Origin of the sequence: Streptomyces sp. NBC_00820 (assembly GCF_036347055.1) — a bacterium.
Lineage (GTDB): Bacteria > Actinomycetota > Actinomycetes > Streptomycetales > Streptomycetaceae > Streptomyces.
Genome location: NZ_CP108882.1, coordinates 1,896,415 through 1,916,574, shown reverse-complemented (window position 1 = coordinate 1,916,574; position 20,160 = coordinate 1,896,415). Strand labels below are relative to the sequence as shown.

Sequence of the window (20,160 nt, the reverse complement as noted above, 5' to 3'; positions counted from 1 at the left end):
CTCACCGCCCTGGACCTCGTATGGTCTGTTCCGTGTTGGAGGAGATGCGGATACGGTCGCTCGGGGTCATTGACGATGCCGTCGTCGAGCTGTCGCCGGGGTTCACCGCGGTCACCGGTGAGACAGGTGCGGGCAAGACCATGGTGGTCACGAGCCTGGGCCTGCTGCTCGGCGGCCGGGCCGACCCGGCGCTCGTGCGGCTCGGGGCCGAGAAGGCGGTGGTCGAGGGGCGGATCGCCGTACCCGCTGACGCCGCCGCCGTCCTACGGGCCGAGGAGGCCGGGGCCGAGCTGGACGACGGTGCCCTGCTGATCAGCCGCACCGTCTCCGCCGAGGGCCGGTCGCGGGCCCACCTGGGCGGGCGCAGCGTGCCCGTGGGGCTGCTGTCCGAGCTGGCCGACGACCTGGTGGCCGTACACGGGCAGACCGACCAGCAGGGGCTGCTGAAGCTGTCCCGGCAGCGGCAGGCGCTCGACCGGTACGCCGGGGCCGCCGTCGCGAAGCCGCTGGCCGAGTACACCGAGGCCTACCGGCGGCTGCGGGCCGTCTCCGCCGAGCTGGAGGAGATCGTCACGCGCGCGCGTGAGCGTGCCCAGGAAGCCGACATGCTGCGCTACGGCCTCGACGAGATCGCCGGGGTCGAGCCGCGCGCCGGGGAGGACGCCGAGCTGGCGGAGGAGGCGGAGCGGCTCGGGCACGCCGAGGCGCTGTCGTCCGCCGCGACCGCCGCGCACGGCGCGCTCGCCGGAGACCCCGAGGACCCCGAGGGGATCGACGCCGCGACGCTCGTCGCGGGCGCCCACCGGGCCCTGGAGGCCGTCCGCTCCCACGACCCCGAGCTGGCCGTGCTCGCCGACCGGATCGGCGAGATCGGGATCCTGCTCGGTGACGTGTCCGGTGAGCTGGCCGGGTACGCCGACGACCTGGACGCCGACCCGCGGCGGCTCGCAGCCGTAGAGGAGCGCAGGGCCGCGCTGACCGCCCTCACCCGCAAGTACGGCGCCGACGTCGCCGCCGTCCTCGCCTGGGCCGAGCAGAGCGCCGCGCGGCTGACCGAGCTGGACGGCGACGACGAGCGGATCGGCGAACTGGCCGCCGAACGGGACGTACTCCGTGCCGAACTGGGCGGTCTGGCACAGGCGTTGACGGACGCCCGGACGGAGGCCGCGGAGCGGTTCGCCGCCGCCGTGACCGCAGAGCTGGCCTCGCTGGCGATGCCCCACGCGCGCGTGTCCTTCGACATCCGGCAGACCGAGGACCCCGAAGGCGTCGAGGTCGGCGGCCGCACGGTCGCCTACGGGCCCTCGGGCGTGGACGAGGTCGAGCTGTTGCTCGCCCCGCACCCGGGCGCCCCGCCGCGGCCCATCGCCAAGGGCGCGTCCGGTGGTGAGCTGTCCCGTGTGATGCTCGCCGTGGAGGTCGTGTTCGCGGGCACCGACCCGGTGCCGACCTATCTCTTCGACGAGGTCGACGCCGGCGTCGGCGGCAAGGCCGCGGTCGAGATCGGACGCCGCCTGGCGAAGCTCGCCCGGACCGCGCAGGTCGTCGTCGTCACCCACCTTCCCCAGGTCGCCGCCTTCGCCGACCGGCAGCTGCTGGTCGAGAAGACCAACGACGGCACGGTCACCCGGTCCGGCGTGAAGGTCCTGGAGGGCGAGGAACGCGTCCGCGAGCTGTCCCGGATGCTGGCCGGCCAGGAGGACTCCGAGACGGCCCGGGCCCACGCGGAGGAACTGCTGGCCACGGCCCGGGGCGAGAACTAAGAGAACTGCGAGAGCTGCGAGTACCACGAGAACCACGAGAACCACGGGACTGTGCCGCCCCGTCCTGTGCGGCCGGTGGGCGCGCGTGCCGTCCTCGGCCGTGCCGTCGTGTCGGTGGCCGTCGCCGGCTGCCGGGATCGCGTGGGCGTACGGCGCGTGCGAGGACCGGGTGAGGGCACGGGCGCGGCCCCTGCGCGCCGCTGACCTCGCGGTACGGGTGCGACGCCGTTCGGCCGGGCAGGGCATTGCTTCACCCGTGTGAGTGACGTGCTGCGGCGCATTGCCCCCGCCTGCCGCGCTGTGCCACTCCCCGCGTTTCCCGGAACGGCCGTACGTCCTGGCATGCTTGGCAGGGAACGCGGTCCGCGCGAGAGGCGCGCGCGGTACGTCCTTCCCCCTCTTTTTGCCCGCTACCTTCTGTACGTTCCCTCGTGTCCTTCCCGCGCCTAGCCAGGAGCCCCGGCCCCGTGAGCCCCGTGAGCAGCAACGCACCGCACGGCCTGTCGCCGCTGCGCACCGTGCAGGTGCTGGGCGGGGGCAACGCCGGCAGCAGCGCGCACGTGCGCTCCCTGGCGGACGGGCTCGTCGCCCGGGGCGTGAGGGTCACCGTGTGCGCTCCCGCCGAGGCCGACCGGGCCTACGACTTCACCGGGGCCGGCGCCGAGCACGTCCACGTCCCCCGCAGCAGCGACCCGGCCTCCGTGGCCGCGCTCCGGGCGGCCTGCGCCCACGCCGACCTGGTCCACGCGCACGGGCTGCACGCCTCCTTCCGCGCCGTGCTGGCCCTCGGAGGCCGCACCACCCCGCTGGTGGTCACCTGGCACAACCGGGCACATGCCGAGGGCGCGCGGGCCCATCTGCTGCGCCTGCTGGAGCGGCGCGTGGCGCGGACGGCCGCCGTGGTGCTGGGCACCACCTCCGACCTGGTGGACCGGGCCCGCCGCACGGGCGCGCGGGACGCCCGGCTCGGCGCCGTGGCCCTGCCGGGCCGGCGCCAACCGGCCGACGCCGACGACCCCGACCGGCTGCGCCCCAAGATCCGGGCCGAACTCGGCGCCATCGGACGCCCGTTGCTCATGGCGGTCGGCTCCCTCGACCGGCACCGCGGCTACGACGTCCTGCTGGACGCGGCCCGGACCTGGCGGGCACTGGACCCGATGCCGCTGGTCGTCGTCGCGGGGGAGGGGCCGCTGCGGCCGGAGCTGCAACGGCGGATCGAGGACGAGGAGTTGCCGGTCCGGCTCCTCGGCACCCGCGACGACGTGCCGGAACTGCTCGCCGCCGCCGATCTGGCGCTGCTGACCAGCAGGTGGGAGTCCCGCTCCGTGCTGGCCCAGGAAGCGCTCCACGCGCGCGTGCCGCTCGTCGCCACCGCTGTCGGGGGAGTCCCGGACCTCGTCGGCGACGGGGCCGAGCTCGTCCCGTACGGAGACGCGAAGGCCCTCGCGGACACGGTCGTACGACTGCTCGCGGACCCCGGGCGGCTCGAACTGCTCCGGGAGCGGGGCGCGCGACAGGCCGCCGGCTGGCCGACCGAGGACGAGGCGGTGGCTCAAGTCCTCAGCGTGTACGACGAATTGACCCAGCCCAGACCGCTGGCCTAGGGGGTGTCGTTTGGATCAGGTCGGATCAGGCCGCGGCGTCCGGTGCGGTGCCTCGCAAGGCGGAGGATCTGCCGCGTACCGGACGTACTCGGCTGATCCGACAACGCGGCGACGTGCCGTGCCGGGCGTCGCGGACCCGAACTGATCCAAACGACACCCCCTAGAGCGCCAGGCCCCAGGTCGTCCTACGGCACGTGCCGGCGTGCGCGCAGGGCGAGGCTCAACGCCAGGACCGTCTGCGGGTCGTCGAGGTCGGTGCCCAGCAACTCGCCTATGCGGGCGAGCCGGTTGTAGAGGGTCTGGCGGTTGAGGTGCAGTTCGCGGGCGGTCTCGGCCTTGCGGCCCGCGTGGGCGAGGTAGGTCTCCAGGGTGGGCAGCAGCGGCGGCTTGGCGCGGTGGTCGTGGTCGCGCAGCGGGCCGATCGCCCGGTCCACGAAGGCCGCGAGGTCCGGGTGGCCGCGCAGCCGCCACAGCAGCAGATCGGTGTCGAGGCGGCGGGCGTCGTACCAGGGCCGGTCGGGCAGCCCCTGCGCCGCGGCCGCCGTCTCCGCCGCGTGCCGCAGCCCCGCCGACGCGGCAGCCCACCCGCCCGCGACGCCGACCACCACGACCGGCGGCGGGGAACCGGGGCGCCGCATCCCCGCCCGCTCCACACCCGCCCTCAGGGCCGCCGCCACCCGGTCGGCGACCGCCGGCCGCTCCGCCTCCGCGCGCAGCCCCAGCAGCACCGGCACCCGGCCCTCGACCGGCCGCACGCCCAGCAGCACCGGCACCCCCACCGCGGCCAGCTCCTCGCCCACCGCGCGCGCCAGCACCGCCCAGCCCCCGCCCGGCGAGAGGGAATCCCCGACCCGCATGACCACCGGCAGCAGCGGGCTGTCGCCGGGCTTGAAGCCCAGGACGCGGGCCTGCGCCGGGGCGGCCTCGGCGGTGATCCGGCCCTCGGCCAGGTCGGTGAGGAAATCGCCCCGGCCGCGCGCCGCCAGCTCCTCCTCCTGACGGGCCTGCATCAGCACCACGGCCAGGATCCCCGCGGCCCGCTCGGCGGCGATCCGGTGCACCGGAGCCAGCGGCGCCCGCACCGGCAGCAGCACCAGCCGGGCCCGCACCGCCCCCGGCCCCGCACCGGGGCCGCCGCCCGGCCCGCCGCCCGGCACGTCCACGAGCACCGAACCGGCCAGCGGCGGCACGTCCTTGTGCGGTCCCCGCAGTCCCTCCCACACCTGAAGCGGATCCGCGCCCTCGGGGCCGGGCCCGGCGGCGTACAGCAGCCGGCCGTCCGCCGTCTCCAGGAACACCGGGTTGGCGCTGAAGCCGGCCAGGATGTCCAGCACCTGCGGCACCCCGCCCCCGCCCAGCAGCGCCTCGGTGCACCGCCGGTGCACCTCCTCCGCCCGTTGCAGCAGCGCGTAGTGCCCGTTGACGATCTCGGTGTGGATCTCCTCGGTGACGGCCACGAACGGCACCTCGCGGTGCAGCTGCACCAGCGGCAGCCCGGCGCCGCGCGCGGTGTCCACCAGGGCCGCGGGCAGCCGGGTGAAGCGCGGGCCCAGCTCCACCACCAGGGCCGCGATGCCCCGCTCGGCGAGCGTGCGCACGAACGCCCGCTGCTCCGCCGGGCGCGTGCCCACGCCGTAGCCGGTGGTCAGCAGCAGTTCGCCGCCCTTGAGCAGCGACGCGATGTTCGGCACCTCGCCCGCGTGCACCCAGCGCACGGTGCGGTCCAGCCGGTCGGCGCCCGCCAGGATCTCCGGCAGCCCGCTGCGCAGCCCCGGCAGCTCCAGGGCCCGCCGGACCGTGATCCCGGCATCCTGAGTGGCGGCTCCGCTCGCCGTACCGCTGTCCATGCAGCGGACGCTACCTGCGAGAACGTCCCGACGACAGCTCCGGCCGCCCGCTACAGGGGCCGGATGTTGTGGTTGAAGCGGAACACGTTGTCGGGGTCGTACGCCCGCTTCACCTTCTCCAGCCGCAGCATGTTCCCGGCGCCCATCCCCGCGCTCACCCGCTCGGGGCCCTCGTCGCCGATGAAGTTCAGGTACACGTCCCCGGTCCGCCACGGACGCGCGTCGGCGCGGACGTCCCGCACCCAGGCGACCGCCCGTTCGTCGTCGGCCGGGTCCTCCCAGACACCGAAGGGATGCACCACCCAGGGGGCGTCCCGGTAGGGCACCGGGTACGTGTGCGGACCGGCGGCGATCGCCCCGCCCTGCGGGAACAGCACATGCCGGGTGGGGGTCGGAACGGGCATGCTCTCCGCCCGGGCGCAGTACAGGTCCACCCACGCGTCGGGCAGCCCGGTCAGGTACTCGGCCGACCAGTAGTTCCGCATCCCGGGCGGATCGTCGATCATGCACTGCACGTCCGCGTACGGCAGCGTCCCGACCACCTCGCCCTCGTGCGGCAGCGCCAGCAGCGGCCCGGCCAGCCTGCGCAGCTCCTCCTCGCCGCCCGCGTAGGTCGCCAGCACCCCGCACACCAGCCGCCCCACCAGGTGCTCCGGGACGAACTCCTCGGGCGGCCCGGTGATGTACAGCGCGGCCCCGCCCACCTCGTCGGGGCCGGTGCGGATCAGCTCGCGGAAGGCGCGGACCGCGTCCGGGCCGGCGGCCGGCGGGTACAGCAGCAGGGCGATGGAGAACTCCGGCAGCTCGTGCAGTTCCAGGGTGAGCGCGGTGGCGACACCGAAGTTGCCGCCGCCGCCGTGCAGCGCCCAGAACAGCTCGGGATTCTCGTCGGCGCTCGCGTGCACCCGCCGCGCGTCCGCGGTCACCAGCTCCACGCCCAGGAGGTTGTCGACGGCGAGCCCGAAGACGCGGTCCAGCCAGCCGGTGCCGCCGCCGAGGACGAAGCCGCCGACGCCGGTGGTCGAGACCCGGCCGCCGGTCGTGGCGAGACCGTACGGCTCGGTGGCCCGGTCCAGATGGCTCATCGTGGCCCCGCCCTCGACCCGGACCGCCTCGGCCGCCGGATCGACCGTCACCCGGTGCATCCGGCGCAGGTCCACCACGAGCGCGCCGTCGCCCAGGGCGGTACCAGACACACTGTGGCCGCCGCCGCGCACCGCGACCGGGAGGTCCAGCTCTCTCGCGAAGCGCACCGCACGGACCACGTCGGCGGCGTTCGCGCACTGGGCGATCACGGCCGGGCGCCGGTCGATCATCGCGTTGAAGACGGCACGGGCCTCGTCGTAGCCCGCGTCCCCCGGGGCGAGCACATCGCCGGCCAGATCCTCACGCAGCGCGGCGAGGGCCGCGTGCGCCTTCGAGAGGCGAGCCATGGCCGCCCCCTTCCGAAGAAAACGGGGCATATGTCCGCCTCAAGCCTAAAGTGCCGGACGGGGGCGGTCAGCCGGTGCGACGCCCCCGTCCGGCAGGGCCCGTGAGCCACGGACCGGCGCGCTCAGCCGCCGTACGCGCCCGAGGCGGTCAGCCGCAGCGCGGTGTCGATCAGCGGGACGTGGCTGAAGGCCTGCGGGAAGTTGCCGACCTGGCGCTGCAGGCGCGGGTCCCACTCCTCGGCGAGCAGTCCGAGGTCGTTGCGCAGCGCGAGGAGCTTCTCGAACAGCTGGCGGGCCTCGTCCACGCGGCCGATCATCGCGAGGTCGTCCGCCATCCAGAACGAACAGGCCAGGAAGGCCCCCTCGTCGCCGGGCAGACCGTCGACGCCCGCGTGCTCGCCGTCGGTCGGGTAGCGCAGGATGAACCCGTCCGGCGTGGACAGCTCGCGCTGGATCGCCTCGATGGTGCCGATCACCCGCTTGTCGTCCGGCGGCAGGAAGCCCATCTGCGGGATCAGCAGCAGCGAGGCGTCCAGCTCCTTGGAGCCGTAGTACTGCGTGAAGGTGTTGCGTTCCTTGTCGTAGCCCTTCTCGCACACCTCGCGGTGGATCTCGTCGCGCAGTTCCTTCCAGCGCTCCAGCGGACCGTCCACCGCACCGGACTCGATCAGCTTGATGGTGCGGTCCACGGCCACCCAGGCCATCACCTTGGAGTGCACGAACTGGCGGCGCGGGCCGCGCACCTCCCAGATGCCCTCGTCCGGCTCCTGCCAGTGGTCCTCCAGGTAGCGGATCAGCTTCAGCTGGAGCAGGGAGGCGTAGTCGTTGCGGGCCAGACCCGTCATGTGCGCCAGGTGCAGGGCCTCGGTGACCTCGCCGTACACGTCCAGCTGGAGCTGGTGGGCGGCGCCGTTGCCGACCCGTACGGGCCTGGAGTTCTCGTATCCGGGCAGCCAGTCCAGCTCCGCCTCGCCCAGCTCGCGCTCGCCGGCGATGCCGTACATGATCTGCAGGTTCTCCGGGTCGCCCGCGACCGCGCGCAGCAGCCACTCGCGCCAGGCGCGGGCCTCGTCGCGGTAGCCGGTGCGCAGCAGCGAGGACAGGGTGATCGCCGCGTCACGCAGCCAGGTGTAGCGGTAGTCCCAGTTGCGCACCCCGCCGATGTCCTCGGGCAGCGAGGTGGTGGGAGCCGCGACGATGCCGCCGGTGGGGGCGTACGTCAGCGCCTTCAGCGTGATCAGCGAGCGGATCACCGCCTCGCGGTACGGCCCGTGGTACGTGCACTGCTCCACCCAGTCGCGCCAGAACTCCTCCGTCGCCTCCAGCGCGGCTTCCGGCTCGGGCAGCGGCGGCGGCTCCTTGTGCGAGGGCTGCCACGAGATGGTGAACGCCACCCGCTCACCCGGGCCGACCGTGAAGTCGGAGTACGTCGTCAGGTCCTTGCCGTAGGTCTCGGCGTCCGTGTCGAACCACACGGAGTCGGGCCCGGCGACCGCCACGGTCCGGTTGTCGTGCTTGTGCACCCACGGCACCACGCGGCCGTAGGAGAACCGCATCCGCAGCTCCGAGCGCATCGGGACCCGGCCGGTGACGCCCTCCACGATCCGGATCAGCTGCGGGGCGCCGTCACGAGGCGGCATGAAATCCGTCACGCGCACGGTGCCGCGCGGGGTGTCCCACTCCGACTCCAGGATCAGCGAGTCGCCGCGGTAGGTGCGCCGGGTGGCCGCGGGCGGCGGCGAGTCGGCCGCGTGCGCCGGACCGAGCCGCCAGAAGCCGTGTTCCTCGGTGCCCAGCAGACCGGCGAAGATGGCATGCGAGTCGAAGCGGGGCAGGCACAGCCAGTCCACCGTGCCGTCCCGGCAGACCAGTGCGGCGGTCTGCATGTCTCCGATGAGTGCGTAGTCTTCGATGCGCCCGGCCACGTGCAACTCCAGTCGAACGGCCACGTCACCCCCGCGCAGGGGGCTGTCGCTTGGTGCGGTCAAGGGGTCGTTGTTGTGCGTCGTTGAGCGGTGAAGCAAAGCAGCCGCCGAGCCCTGAGGCAACACGACAGTCCTTGCTCAACGAACTGCCGCGCCCTCGCGTTTCCGGGTGAGTGGGCGGGGGTGTGCCGTCGTCCGGCGGGCTCGGCAGCGAGTGTCCGAGCAGGATACGACGCACGTAGATGATCTGCGCGCCCCTCCGGGCAACCCGTGTGGGCCGAACGAGTGAGCATCGGGTGAAGGTCCGCGGGCCCGCCGCCGGTGCCCGCCCGGGGCGCCGCGGGGGCCCGCGCCACCGCCGGGAGCCGTGCCGACACGGGCACGGAGCGTGGCCGGAAGCCATCCCCTCCGGGCGCTGATACCCTGGTAGCCCGTGGACGGTGGGCCGGAAAAACCCCCGAACCGCAGCGACGGCGCCCCGCGAGGAAACACATGATCCTCCGGGCCGGCAGCCGCACCGCATCACAGACAGCGACCACGGGAGCCCCCTCTTGGCCATGACGCCCAAATCCACGACGACCAAGCACATCTTCGTCACCGGGGGTGTCGCCTCCTCGCTCGGCAAGGGCCTCACCGCCTCCAGCCTGGGCATGCTGCTCAAGGCCCGCGGCCTGCGCGTCGTGATGCAGAAGCTCGACCCTTACCTGAACGTCGACCCGGGCACGATGAACCCCTTCCAGCACGGTGAGGTGTTCGTCACCAACGACGGCGCCGAGACCGACCTGGACATCGGTCACTACGAGCGCTTCCTCGACCGCGACCTCGACGGCTCCGCCAACGTCACCACCGGTCAGGTCTACTCCACGGTGATCGCCAAGGAGCGGCGCGGCGAGTACCTGGGCGACACCGTCCAGGTCATCCCGCACATCACCAACGAGATCAAGCACCGCATCCGGCGCATGGCCACCGACGAGGTGGACGTCGTCATCACCGAGGTCGGCGGCACCGTCGGCGACATCGAGTCGCTGCCGTTCCTGGAGACCGTCCGCCAGGTCCGCCACGAGGTCGGCCGCGACAACGTCTTCGTCGTGCACATCTCGCTGCTGCCGTACATCGGCCCCTCGGGCGAGCTGAAGACCAAGCCGACCCAGCACTCCGTCGCCGCGCTGCGCAACATCGGCATCCAGCCCGACGCGATCGTGCTGCGCTGCGACCGCGAGGTCCCCACCGCCATCAAGCGCAAGATCTCGCTGATGTGCGACGTCGACGAGGCCGCCGTCGTGGCCTGCCCCGACGCCCGCTCGATCTACGACATCCCGAAGGTCATCCACTCCGAGGGCCTGGACGCCTACGTCGTCCGCAAGCTCGACCTGTCCTTCCGTGACGTGGACTGGACGACCTGGGAGGACCTGCTCGACCGCGTCCACAACCCCGACCACGAGATCACCCTCGCCCTGGTCGGCAAGTACATCGACCTGCCCGACGCCTACCTGTCGGTCACCGAGGCGCTGCGCGCCGGCGGTTTCGCCAACAAGGCCCGCGTCAAGATCAAGTGGGTCACCTCGGACGACTGCAAGACCCCGGCCGGTGCCGCCGCCGTGCTCGGCGACGTCGACGGCATCTGCATCCCGGGCGGCTTCGGCGACCGCGGTGTCTCCGGCAAGGTCGGCGCCATCGAGTACGCCCGTGAGAACAAGATCCCGCTGCTGGGTCTCTGCCTCGGCCTGCAGTGCGTCGTGATCGAGGCCGCGCGCAACCTCGCCGGCATCCCGGACGCCAACTCCACCGAGTTCGACCCGGGCACCGCCCACCCGGTCATCTCCACGATGGCCGAGCAGCTCGACATCGTCTCCGGCGAGGGCGACCTGGGCGGCACCATGCGTCTGGGCATGTACCCGGCGAAGCTGGCCGACGGCTCCATCGTCCGCGAGGTGTACGACGGCAAGGAGTACGTCGAGGAGCGCCACCGTCACCGCTACGAGGTGAACAACGCCTACCGCGCGGAGCTGGAGAAGAAGGCCGGCATCCTCTTCTCGGGCACCTCGCCGGACGGCAAGCTCGTCGAGTACGTCGAGTACCCGCGTGACGTCCACCCCTACCTGGTCGCCACGCAGGCGCACCCCGAGCTGCGCTCGCGGCCGACGCGCCCGCACCCGCTGTTCGCCGGCCTGGTGAAGGCCGCCGTCGAGCGGAAGACGTCGAAGTAACACACCAGTTGTACGGTGGCCGGGGTGCGGACCTGCGAAGGTGCGCACCCCGGTTTCGTCTGAGCCGGTCTTTTTCGAAAGCGTGTGGAAGGACAGGGCATGACCATCAAGGACACCCCCGAGGAGTGGGAGATCCGGGCGACGGAGACCCCCTTCACGGGCAACAAGACCTCCGTGCGCACGGACGACGTGGTCATGCCCGACGGCTCGGTGGTCCGCCGCGACTACCAGGTGCACCCCGGCTCGGTCGCCGTCCTCGCCCTCGACGAGCAGGACCGGGTCCTGCTCATCAACCAGTACCGCCACCCCGTCCGGCACAAGCTCTGGGAGATCCCGGCCGGCCTGCTCGACGTGCCCGGCGAGAACCCGCTGCACGCCGCCCAGCGCGAGCTGTACGAGGAGGCGCACGTCAAGGCGGGGGACTGGCGGGTGCTGACCGACGTGTACACCACGCCCGGCGGCTGCGACGAGGCCGTACGGATCTTCCTCGCCCGCGATCTGTCCGAGGCCGAGGGCGAGCGGTTCGTGACGGAGCACGAGGAGACCGACATGGCGTACGCGCGCGTGCCGGTCGACGAGCTGGTGCGCCTGGTGCTCGCCGGTGACGTGCACAACAACTGCCTCGTGGTGGGCGTCCTGGCCCTGGTCGCCACCCGCGCCGGGGACGGCGTCGACGCCCTGCGCCCGGCCGACGCCCCGTGGCCCGCGCGTCCCTTCGCCTCCTGAAGCGTCCGGCCTCCGCCTCCTGACCCGACCGGACTCCGCCGCCCGAAGCGTCCGGACTCCGCCGTCCGAGGTACCCCCGCCCGCCGTCGGCGTATTGGTGTGACCATCGCCTGATCCGATCGGGGGATGTGCCCGCCGTGCTCCGCCGGGAACGTCGCAGAGCGTGAACTAGGCTCTGATCGCCCGCACCGGAGACCCGGCGGGCTTGCGCGTGCGGTGGGACGGGAGTGTGGCCCGTGACGGATCAGGCGGTGGACGCAGGCGGCGTGCGGCTGTCGGGACACTCGGTCGCGGAGGGCCGGTTCCTCGGCCGCACACGCGAGCTGAAGGAGCTGCGCGCCGACATCGCGCGCACGGGACTGGACACCCTCGCCGGCCGCAAGGCGCCCCGCGCCCGCGTGCTCCTCGTCGCGGGCCGTCCCGGCTCCGGCCGGACCGCGCTCGCCGAGGAGCTCGTACGGCAGGTGGCGGAGCGTTACCCCGACGGAGTGCTGCGGGCCCGGCTCAGCGAGCCCGACGGCACCCCCGTACCGGTCGAGCGCACCGCCCGCGAACTCCTCACCGCGCTGGCGGCGCCGGCCCCCGCCGGGGCCGCCGAGGACGAGCTGACCGAGGCGCTGCGCGAGGCCCTCGCCGGGCGCCGGTCCCTGCTCCTGCTGGACGACGCGGCGAGCGCCGACCAGGTCGACGCGCTGCTGCCGGACGCCCCGGACTGCCTGGTGGTCGCCGTCTCCGGCGGGCCGCTCACCGGCATCTCCGACGTCCGCCCCTGCACCCTCGGCGGCCTGGACACCAAGTCGGCGGTGGCACTCCTCACCCGCTACACCGGCTCGGTCCGCATCACCGTCGACCCTCGTGCCGCCGAGACCCTGGCCGAGGCCTGCCAGGGCCAGCCGGCCGCGCTCACCCTGGCCGGCGGCTGGCTCGCCTCCCGGCCCCAGGCGGCCGTCTCCGACCTGGCCAAGCGCCTGCACAAGGACGCCGAGGACGGCGCCGACGCCGCCCCGCTCGCCCGTGTCTTCCGGCTCGTGCACGACCAGCTGCCCGGCCAGACCGCCCGGATACTGCGACTGCTCTCCCAGGCCCCGGCCGGGCTGATCGACCCGCACACCGCCTCCGCACTGGCCGGCTGCTCGGTGAACGCCGCCCGCGGCACGCTGGACGAGCTGGTCTCCCTCGGCCTGCTCCGGGCCGTGGAGTCCCCCCTGCCCGAGTACGACGTCCCCGGCTGCCTGCACCCCCTGCTGCGCGCCCTCGCCGAGAGCCAGGAGCGGCCCGGCGAACTCCAGCTGGCCCGCGCCCGCCTGCTCGAACGCGATGTGCGGCTGCTGCAGTCCTGCCGGGCGATCACCGAGACCGACAGCCCGCAGGCCCGGGAGAAGCTGCAGTCCCTGCCCCCGGCGCTGCGCTTCCCCACCCCCCGGGCCGCCGCCGAGTGGCTGAACGTGCGCCGCCCCGCGCTGCTGGCCGCCGTCCGGCTCGCCGTGGCCGACGGGGAGCTGGACACCCTCGCCCGCAGGCTGATGTCCCAGCTGGTCAGGGCCCTGGTCGCGCACGTCGGCACCCAGGCCGCCGCGCCCGACCTGTACGGCGTCCACAGTCTCGTCCTCGACGTCGCCGAGCGGCGCGGGCTGCCCCGGGAGCGGGCCGCGGCCCTGCTGAACCTCGGCGACCTGGACGCCCAGACCGGCCGTACCCGGGACGCGCTCGTCCGCTACCGGGCCGCGCTGGACGCCGGACGCGAGGCCGGTGACCCGTACGCCACCGGCCGCGCGATGGAATCCGTAGGCGGCGCCTACCAGGAGCTGGACGACTACGACCGGGCCGCCGACTGGTTCGGCCGCGCCCTCGCCGACCGGCTGGCCCGGGACGACCGGGCGCAGGCCGCCCGGCTGTACGGCCGGATCGGCACCGCCCACACCTACGCGGGCCGCTACGGCGAGGCGCTGCGCAACTGGCGGGCCGCCGTCGCCGGATACCGCAAGGAGGGTGACGTCGCCGCCCACGCGCGCGCGTTGAGCGAGCTGGCGCGGGTCCAGGAGTACGCGGGGCGCCCCGCGGAGTCGCTGGCGACCTGCCGGGAGGCGATCGAGTGGGCGCGGCGGGCCGAGGACACCCGGCTCCAGGCCGCGCTCTCGCTCCGGCTCGCCGACACTCTGGACCGCCTCGGCGACCCCGTCGCCGCCCGCCTGCACCGCGTCGCGGCGGAGCGCATGCTGGACGAAGAGGCCCCGGAGGACGAGGTCTGCGGGAGTGAAGCCGAGGATGCCTGCGAAATCCGCAGAACATCTGATGAAGATTGATGCAATGAAAGGCTAGACACGCGGAACACCTTCATTAAACTGGCTCTGCCGCACGTTCTCCTGCGGTGTCTCCCGGTGTGCACCGGCATGCCTGGCTATGTCAGGTGACGCACCCGTCATACCCCCTGAGTCAAGGACCGTGATCGACGTGAAGGTCGGCATCCCCCGCGAGGTCAAGAACAACGAGTTCCGGGTGGCCATCACCCCGGCCGGCGTGCACGAGCTGGTGCGCAACGGCCACCAGGTCGTCATCGAGCGGGGTGCCGGCCTCGGCTCCTCGATCACGGACGAGGAGTACACCGCCGCCGGTGCCGCCATCCTCGACACGGCCGACGAGGTGTGGTCCACCTCCGACCTGCTGCTGAAGGTCAAGGAGCCCATCGCGGAGGAGTACCACCGCCTCCGCAAGGACCAGATCCTCTTCACCTACCTGCACCTGGCCGCCTCCAAGGAGTGCACGGACGCCCTGGTGGAGTCCGGCACCACCGCCATCGCCTACGAGACGGTCGAGCTCGCCAACCGCGCGCTGCCGCTGCTCGCCCCGATGTCCGAGGTCGCGGGCCGGCTGGCCCCGCAGGTCGGCGCCTACCACCTGATGGCCCCGGCCGGCGGCCGCGGCGTGCTGCCGGGCGGCGTCCCGGGCGTGACCCCGGCGAAGGCCGTCGTCATCGGCGGCGGTGTCTCCGGCTGGAACGCCACGCAGATCGCCATCGGCATGGGCTTCGAGGTGACGCTGCTGGACCGCGACATCAACAAGCTGCGCGAGGCCGACCGGATCTTCGGTACGAAGGTCAAGGCGATCATGTCCAACTCCTTCGAGCTGGAGAAGGCCGTCCTCGACGCCGACCTCGTCATCGGCGCGGTCCTCATCCCGGGCGCCAAGGCTCCGAAGCTGGTCACCAACGAGCTGGTGTCCCGCATGAAGCCCGGAAGTGTCCTTGTCGACATCGCGATCGACCAGGGCGGCTGCTTCGAGGACTCCCGTCCCACCACGCACGCCGAGCCGACCTTCCGGGTGCACAACTCGGTCTTCTACTGCGTCGCCAACATGCCGGGCGCGGTGCCGAACACCTCCACCAACGCGCTCACCAACGCCACGCTGCCGTACGTCGTGTCGCTGGCCAACAACGGCTGGGTCGAGGCGCTGCGCCGCGACGCCGCGCTCGCCAAGGGCCTCAACGTCCATGAGGGCAAGGTCGTTTACAAGGAGGTCGCCGAGGCGCTCGGCATGGAGCACGTGGACCTGGAGACCGTGCTCGGCTGAAGCCCGTGACCGGGTGAGTCACTAAGTCGCCATCAGGCGATCGACGATTCGTCAACCCTGGTCGTCAACACCGCGCACCCGGCCGGACCTTGCCCGACAAGGTCCGGCCGGATGTGTGTATGGTCACTTTGCGACACTCGGTCAACTCGCCTCGAACGTAACCCTTCGCCCGATTCGCACACCAGTGAAACCTGCTGTGCGACGGCCGTACGCCCTTGACAGCTGGATGTTTGATTGCCGACACATCCTGCCGGGTCCGGCGGATTGTGTTGCTGCGGACCGCCGACACGCCATAGAGTCGCCAACCGTCGGCATGGTGCCACGCTGACCTTGTCTAGAAGTTTCCTGGTCACCAAGGAGGTAAGACGACTTGTGAATGAGTCGACATTTTCTCCCGGGGGTGGGCAACCAGGAATGCCGGCACAGGACCAGGGGTCCACGGGATTCGAGGCTGTCGGCTCCGTCGCAGTGCGCACCTTCGCAGCCCACCAGAGTCCGGGGCCGAAGACGGCCCGGACAGCACACCAGAGCATGGATGGCCATCACGTGAACGCCATGGCCGGCGACGGAAGTGGCGCGCCCCACAACCACCTCGCCGTCTACGACGAACTGCCCGACGGGCACTTCTACGACCCCGACGCCGAGTACGAGCCCGATCCGGAGTACGCGGCCACGCTCGCGCCCGACGCGGCCCGTCAGCGCCGCGAGCGCGTCGGCCCGACCGGGCGCCCGCTGCCGTACTTCCCGATCCCGGGCCCGCTGACCGACCACGGCCCCGCGAAGATCATCGCGATGTGCAACCAGAAGGGTGGCGTCGGCAAGACGACGTCGACCATCAACCTGGGTGCCGCGCTCGCGGAGTACGGCCGGCGCGTGCTGCTCGTGGACTTCGACCCGCAGGGCGCGCTGTCGGTGGGTCTCGGCGTCAACCCGATGGAGCTGGACCTCACCGTCTACAACCTGCTCATGGAGCGGGGCATGTCGGCGGACGAGGTCCTGCTGAAGACGGCGGTCCCCAACATGGACCTGCTGCCCAGCAACATCGACCTGTCGGCCGCCGAGGTCCAGCTGGTCTCGGAGGTCGCGCGCGAGTCGACCCTCCAGCGGGCGCTCAAGCCCCTGATGGACGACTACGACTACATCGTGATCGACTGTCAGCCCTCGCTCGGCCTGCTCACCGTCAACGCGCTGACGGCCGCGCACAAGGTGATCGTGCCGCTGGAGTGCGAGTTCTTCGCCCTTCGCGGTGTGGCCCTGCTGACCGAGACGATCGAGAAGGTCCAGGAGCGGCTCAACCCCGAGCTGGAACTCGACGGCATCCTCGCCACGATGTACGACTCGCGCACGGTGCACAGCCGTGAGGTGCTCGCGCGTGTCGTCGAGGCCTTCGACGACCACGTCTACCACACGGTCATCGGGCGCACGGTCCGCTTCCCGGAGACCACGGTCGCCGGTGAGCCGATCACCACGTACGCCTCCAACTCCGTCGGTGCCGCCGCCTACCGCCAGCTCGCCAGGGAGGTGCTCGCCCGGTGTCACGCCGAGTGAGTCTGCCCGGGGCCGACGAACTGTTCCGTACGACCGGGGGGATGGGGCTCCAGTCCTCCACGCCCCGCCGTGCGGTGGGCGGTGAGGCCCGGGTGCCGGCTCCCGCGGGGGAGAGCGACCCGTCGGCCGCTGCCGCCGCCGAGGACGCGCCGCAGTCGGTGCCCGTCCAGGGCGGCGACGGCGAGGGCGCGGAGCACGCGGCGGCGGTCGGGACGGACGGGGCCGACGCCGGCACCCGGCCGGCCCGGCGACAGGCGGCGCAGGAAGGTTCTGGCACCGCGGACGCGGACGCGCAGCCGCGCAAGCGGGGGAGGCAGGCCTCCCGGCGCCCCAGCGGGCGTGAGCGCCACGACGAGAAGATCACCGTGTACGTCTCCGCCGAGGAACTCATGGACCTCGAGCACGCCCGGCTGGTCCTGCGCGGCGAGCACGGCCTCGCCGTCGACCGCGGCCGCATCGTCCGCGAGGCGGTCGCCGTGGTCCTCGCCGACCTGGAGGCCCGCGGGGAAGCGAGCATCCTGGTACGCCGGCTGCGGGGTCGCTAGCCGGTTTCTCCGGACAACGAGCGGTAGCCTGCGACGGCCATGACCTCGAACGACGCTCCCACCTCCGGCGCGGGTCCCGGCCGCAGGCGTGCGCTGGGCCGGGGCCCGGGAGGCATCCCTCCCGAACCGGCCGCGGCCGCCCCCGTGCCGGCCACCGCGCCCCCCGCCCCGGCGGAGAAACGGCCCGCGCCTGTCCTGGCACAGCCCGAATCGCCCGAGGCCGGATCACCCGAGGCCGGATCACCCGAGGCCGGATCGCCCGAGCCCGGGTCGGCCGAGGTCCCGTCCCGGGGTGAGTCGGGAGAGGCGTCCGGCGTCGGCGGGGTCTTCAAGGTGCGCCTCGCCAACTTCGAGGGGCCCTTCGACCTGCTGCTCCAGCTCATCTCCAAGCACCGGCTGGACGTCACCGAGGTGGCCCTGTCCAAGGTCACGGACGAGTTCATGGCGCACATCCGGGCCATGGGACCGGACTGGGACCTGGACCAGACCACCGAGTTCCTCGTGGTCGCCGCGACCCTGCTCGACCTGAAGGCCGCCCGGCTGCTGCCCGTCGCCGAGGTGGAGGACGAGGCCGACCTGGCGCTGCTGGAGGCCCGGGACCTGCTGTTCGCGCGGCTGCTGCAGTACCGGGCGTACAAGCGGATCGCCGACATCTTCAACGAGCGCCTGGACGACGAGGCCCTCCGGCACCCCCGTACCGTCGGCCTCGAACCGCACCACGCCGAGCTGCTGCCCGAGGTCGTGATCAGCATCGGACCCGAGGGGTTCGCGAAGCTCGCGGTCAAGGCGATGCAGCCCAGGGCCGAGCCGCAGGTGTACGTGGACCACATCCACGCACCCCTGGTGAGCGTGCGGGAACAGGCGGGGATCGTCGTCGTACGGCTGAGGGAGCTCGGCGAGGTCAGCTTCCGCGCGCTGGTGGAGGACACCGACGACACCCTCACCGTCGTGGCCCGCTTCCTCGCGCTGCTGGAGCTGTACCGCGAGAAGGCCGTCGCCCTGGACCAGGAGACCGCGCTCGGTGAGCTGCTGGTGCGCTGGACCGGTGGGGACGCGGACGCGGCACCGATGGTCACCGACGAGTTCGACCGGCCGCCCGAGGACCCCGAAGAGCGCAAGGGCGCCAAGGACGCCAAAAACGCCAAGGACACCAAGGACGCCGAGGAACCGGCGGAGGAGAAGAGGGCATGAGCGAGGAGACCGCAGAGCATCCGGCAGGACTTTGTACCGTCGCCGGACTCGACCTCAAGCCCGCCCTGGAGGCGGTCCTCATGGTCGTGGACGAGCCCGCGACCGAGGCGCACCTGGCCCGGATCCTCGAACGCCCCCCGCGGCAGATCGCGGACGCGCTGCGGGAGCTGGCCGACGACTACACCGTGCAGGGCCGCGGCTTCGACCTGCGGTTCGTCGCGGGCGGCTGGCGTTTCTACAGCCGTGCCGCCTACGCGCCGGCCGTGGAACGGCTCGTCCTGGACGGCCAGACCGCCCGCCTCACCCAGGCGGCCCTGGAGACCCTGGCCGTCGTCGCCTACCGCCAGCCGGTCAGCCGCAGCCGCGTATCCGCCGTGCGCGGAGTCAACTGCGACGGCGTGATGCGGACCCTTCTGCAGCGGGGTCTGGTCGAGGAGACGGGCGCGGAACCCGAAACAGGTGCGATCCTGTACACGACGACGAACTACTTCCTGGAGCGGATGGGCCTGCGTGGCCTGGACGAACTCCCGGAGCTCGCGCCCTTCCTCCCGGAGGCGGAGGCGATCGAGGCCGAGACCCAGGAAGGCGTACCGTCGTTCGACCCGGACGCGCCCGACGCGCCCGGCGGCCAGGATGCGGACGACTAAGACGGAACTTTGATGCGAAGCAGCGGCAGCGGCAAGAGCGGCGGCGGGCGCGGTAACCCCCGCGGCGCCGGCAAGAACAGGGATGAGCGCCAGGGGCAGGGCCGTCCCAGCAAGCCCCGCCCCGAGGAGCGCCGCTACGACGTGGGCCCCGGCGCCACCCATGAGGGGCCCAAGTCCGGCCGGGGCGGCGCGGCGCGCGGCGGTGCCAAGGGCGGCCCCAAGCAGCCCCAGCAGGGCGCCGGACGGGGCCGTACGGTGCCCTCGCGCTCGCGTGAGTACGAGACGCGGGTCGAGGAGCGCAACCGGGACCGGTACGCCGGCAAGCCGGACGTCAAGCTGCCCAAGACCTTCCCGGGCGCCGAGCAGGAGGGCGAGCGGCTGCAGAAGGTCCTCGCGCGCGCGGGCTACGGCTCCCGGCGTGCCTGCGAGGAGCTGATCGAGCAGTCCCGGGTCGAGATCAACGGCGAGATCGTGCTGGAGCAGGGTCGCCGCGTCGACCCGGAGAAGGACGAGGTCAAGGTCGACGGTCTGACCGTCGCCACGCAGTCGTACCAGTTCTTCTCGCTGAACAAGCCCGCCGGCGTCGTGTCGACGATGGAGGACCCCGACGGCCGGCAGTGCCTCGGTGACTACGTCACCAACCGTGAGACGCGGCTCTTCCACGTCGGCCGGCTCGACACCGAGACCGAGGGCGTCATCCTGCTCACCAACCACGGCGAGCTGGCCCACCGTCTCACCCACCCCAAGTACGGCGTGAAGAAGACCTACCTCGCGGCCATCGTCGGCCCGATCCCGCGCGACCTGGGCAAGCGTCTGAAGGACGGCATCCAGCTGGAGGACGGCTACGCGCGCGCGGACCACTTCCGCGTCGTCGAGCAGACCGGCAAGAACTACCTGGTCGAGGTGACCCTGCACGAGGGCCGCAAGCACATCGTCCGCCGGATGCTGGCCGAGGCCGGCTTCCCGGTCGAGAAGCTGGTGCGCACCTCCTTCGGGCCGATCACCCTCGGCGACCAGAAGTCGGGCTGGCTGCGCCGCCTGTCCAACACCGAGGTCGGGATGCTCATGCAGGAGGTCGACCTCTAGGAGGCGCCTGCGTAGCTCTGTGACGGCCGGTTCCGGGTTTCCCGGGGCCGGTCGTCGTCGTATCGGGGAAA

14 protein-coding genes are annotated in these 20,160 nt (G+C 72.7%); 11 read left to right on the top strand and 3 right to left on the bottom strand.

The window, feature by feature from the left end:
* Window positions 1-20: 20 nt before the first annotated feature.
* The gene (recN, locus tag OIB37_RS08775; protein WP_330456970.1) at window positions 21-1,763 is read left to right on the top strand and encodes a DNA repair protein RecN; all 1,743 of its coding nucleotides are present in this window, start codon (window positions 21-23) and stop codon (window positions 1,761-1,763) included.
* Window positions 1,764-2,230: 467 nt separating this feature from the next.
* Window positions 2,231-3,367 carry a glycosyltransferase family 4 protein gene (locus tag OIB37_RS08770; RefSeq protein ID WP_330456969.1) on the top strand — a complete coding sequence of 379 codons (1,137 nt, stop codon included), beginning with the start codon at window positions 2,231-2,233 and terminating at the stop codon, window positions 3,365-3,367.
* Between the two features lie 185 nt (window positions 3,368-3,552).
* On the opposite strand, the gene OIB37_RS08765 is transcribed toward OIB37_RS08770, so the two are convergent.
* The 3 genes from OIB37_RS08765 to OIB37_RS08755 form a co-directional block, all read right to left on the bottom strand.
* A complete protein-coding gene (locus OIB37_RS08765) occupies window positions 3,553-5,214 on the bottom strand; it encodes a PucR family transcriptional regulator (RefSeq protein ID WP_330456968.1) in 1,662 nt (553 codons plus the stop codon).
* Window positions 5,215-5,264: 50 nt separating this feature from the next.
* Window positions 5,265-6,647, bottom strand: coding sequence for an FAD-binding oxidoreductase (locus OIB37_RS08760; RefSeq protein ID WP_330456967.1), 1,383 nt, complete (start codon window positions 6,645-6,647; stop codon window positions 5,265-5,267).
* Between the two features lie 122 nt (window positions 6,648-6,769).
* On the bottom strand, window positions 6,770-8,572 hold the full coding sequence (locus OIB37_RS08755) for a glycoside hydrolase family 15 protein (RefSeq protein WP_330461797.1): 1,803 nt from the start codon (window positions 8,570-8,572) through the stop codon (window positions 6,770-6,772).
* A 557-nt stretch (window positions 8,573-9,129) separates the two neighbouring features.
* Here OIB37_RS08755 and OIB37_RS08750 point away from each other — a divergent pair.
* From OIB37_RS08750 to OIB37_RS08710, 9 genes are all read left to right on the top strand, one after another.
* Window positions 9,130-10,779 carry a CTP synthase gene (locus OIB37_RS08750; RefSeq protein WP_330456966.1) on the top strand — a complete coding sequence of 550 codons (1,650 nt, stop codon included), beginning with the start codon at window positions 9,130-9,132 and terminating at the stop codon, window positions 10,777-10,779.
* A gap of 99 nt (window positions 10,780-10,878) precedes the next feature.
* On the top strand, window positions 10,879-11,505 hold the full coding sequence (locus OIB37_RS08745; RefSeq protein WP_330456965.1) for an NUDIX hydrolase: 627 nt from the start codon (window positions 10,879-10,881) through the stop codon (window positions 11,503-11,505).
* Window positions 11,506-11,741: 236 nt separating this feature from the next.
* Window positions 11,742-13,808, top strand: a complete 2,067-nt coding sequence (locus tag OIB37_RS08740; RefSeq protein WP_330456964.1) for a tetratricopeptide repeat protein — start codon at window positions 11,742-11,744, stop codon at window positions 13,806-13,808.
* Between the two features lie 148 nt (window positions 13,809-13,956).
* Window positions 13,957-15,072, top strand: a complete 1,116-nt coding sequence (gene ald, locus OIB37_RS08735) for an alanine dehydrogenase (RefSeq protein ID WP_330461796.1) — start codon at window positions 13,957-13,959, stop codon at window positions 15,070-15,072.
* 414 nt (window positions 15,073-15,486) lie between these two features.
* A complete protein-coding gene (locus OIB37_RS08730) occupies window positions 15,487-16,620 on the top strand; it encodes a ParA family protein (RefSeq protein WP_330456963.1) in 1,134 nt (377 codons plus the stop codon).
* On the top strand, window positions 16,605-17,165 hold the full coding sequence (locus OIB37_RS08725; protein ID WP_330456962.1) for a hypothetical protein: 561 nt from the start codon (window positions 16,605-16,607) through the stop codon (window positions 17,163-17,165). Before OIB37_RS08730 ends, OIB37_RS08725 begins: the two co-directional genes overlap by 16 nt.
* Window positions 17,166-17,204: 39 nt before the next feature.
* Window positions 17,205-18,356: a segregation and condensation protein A gene (locus OIB37_RS08720; protein ID WP_330456961.1), complete on the top strand. Its 1,152-nt coding sequence runs from the start codon at window positions 17,205-17,207 to the stop codon at window positions 18,354-18,356.
* A complete protein-coding gene (gene scpB / locus OIB37_RS08715; protein WP_330456960.1) occupies window positions 18,353-19,003 on the top strand; it encodes an SMC-Scp complex subunit ScpB in 651 nt (216 codons plus the stop codon). Before OIB37_RS08720 ends, scpB begins: the two co-directional genes overlap by 4 nt.
* A gap of 12 nt (window positions 19,004-19,015) precedes the next feature.
* Window positions 19,016-20,089: a pseudouridine synthase gene (locus OIB37_RS08710; protein WP_330456959.1), complete on the top strand. Its 1,074-nt coding sequence runs from the start codon at window positions 19,016-19,018 to the stop codon at window positions 20,087-20,089.
* Window positions 20,090-20,160 lie beyond the last annotated feature (71 nt).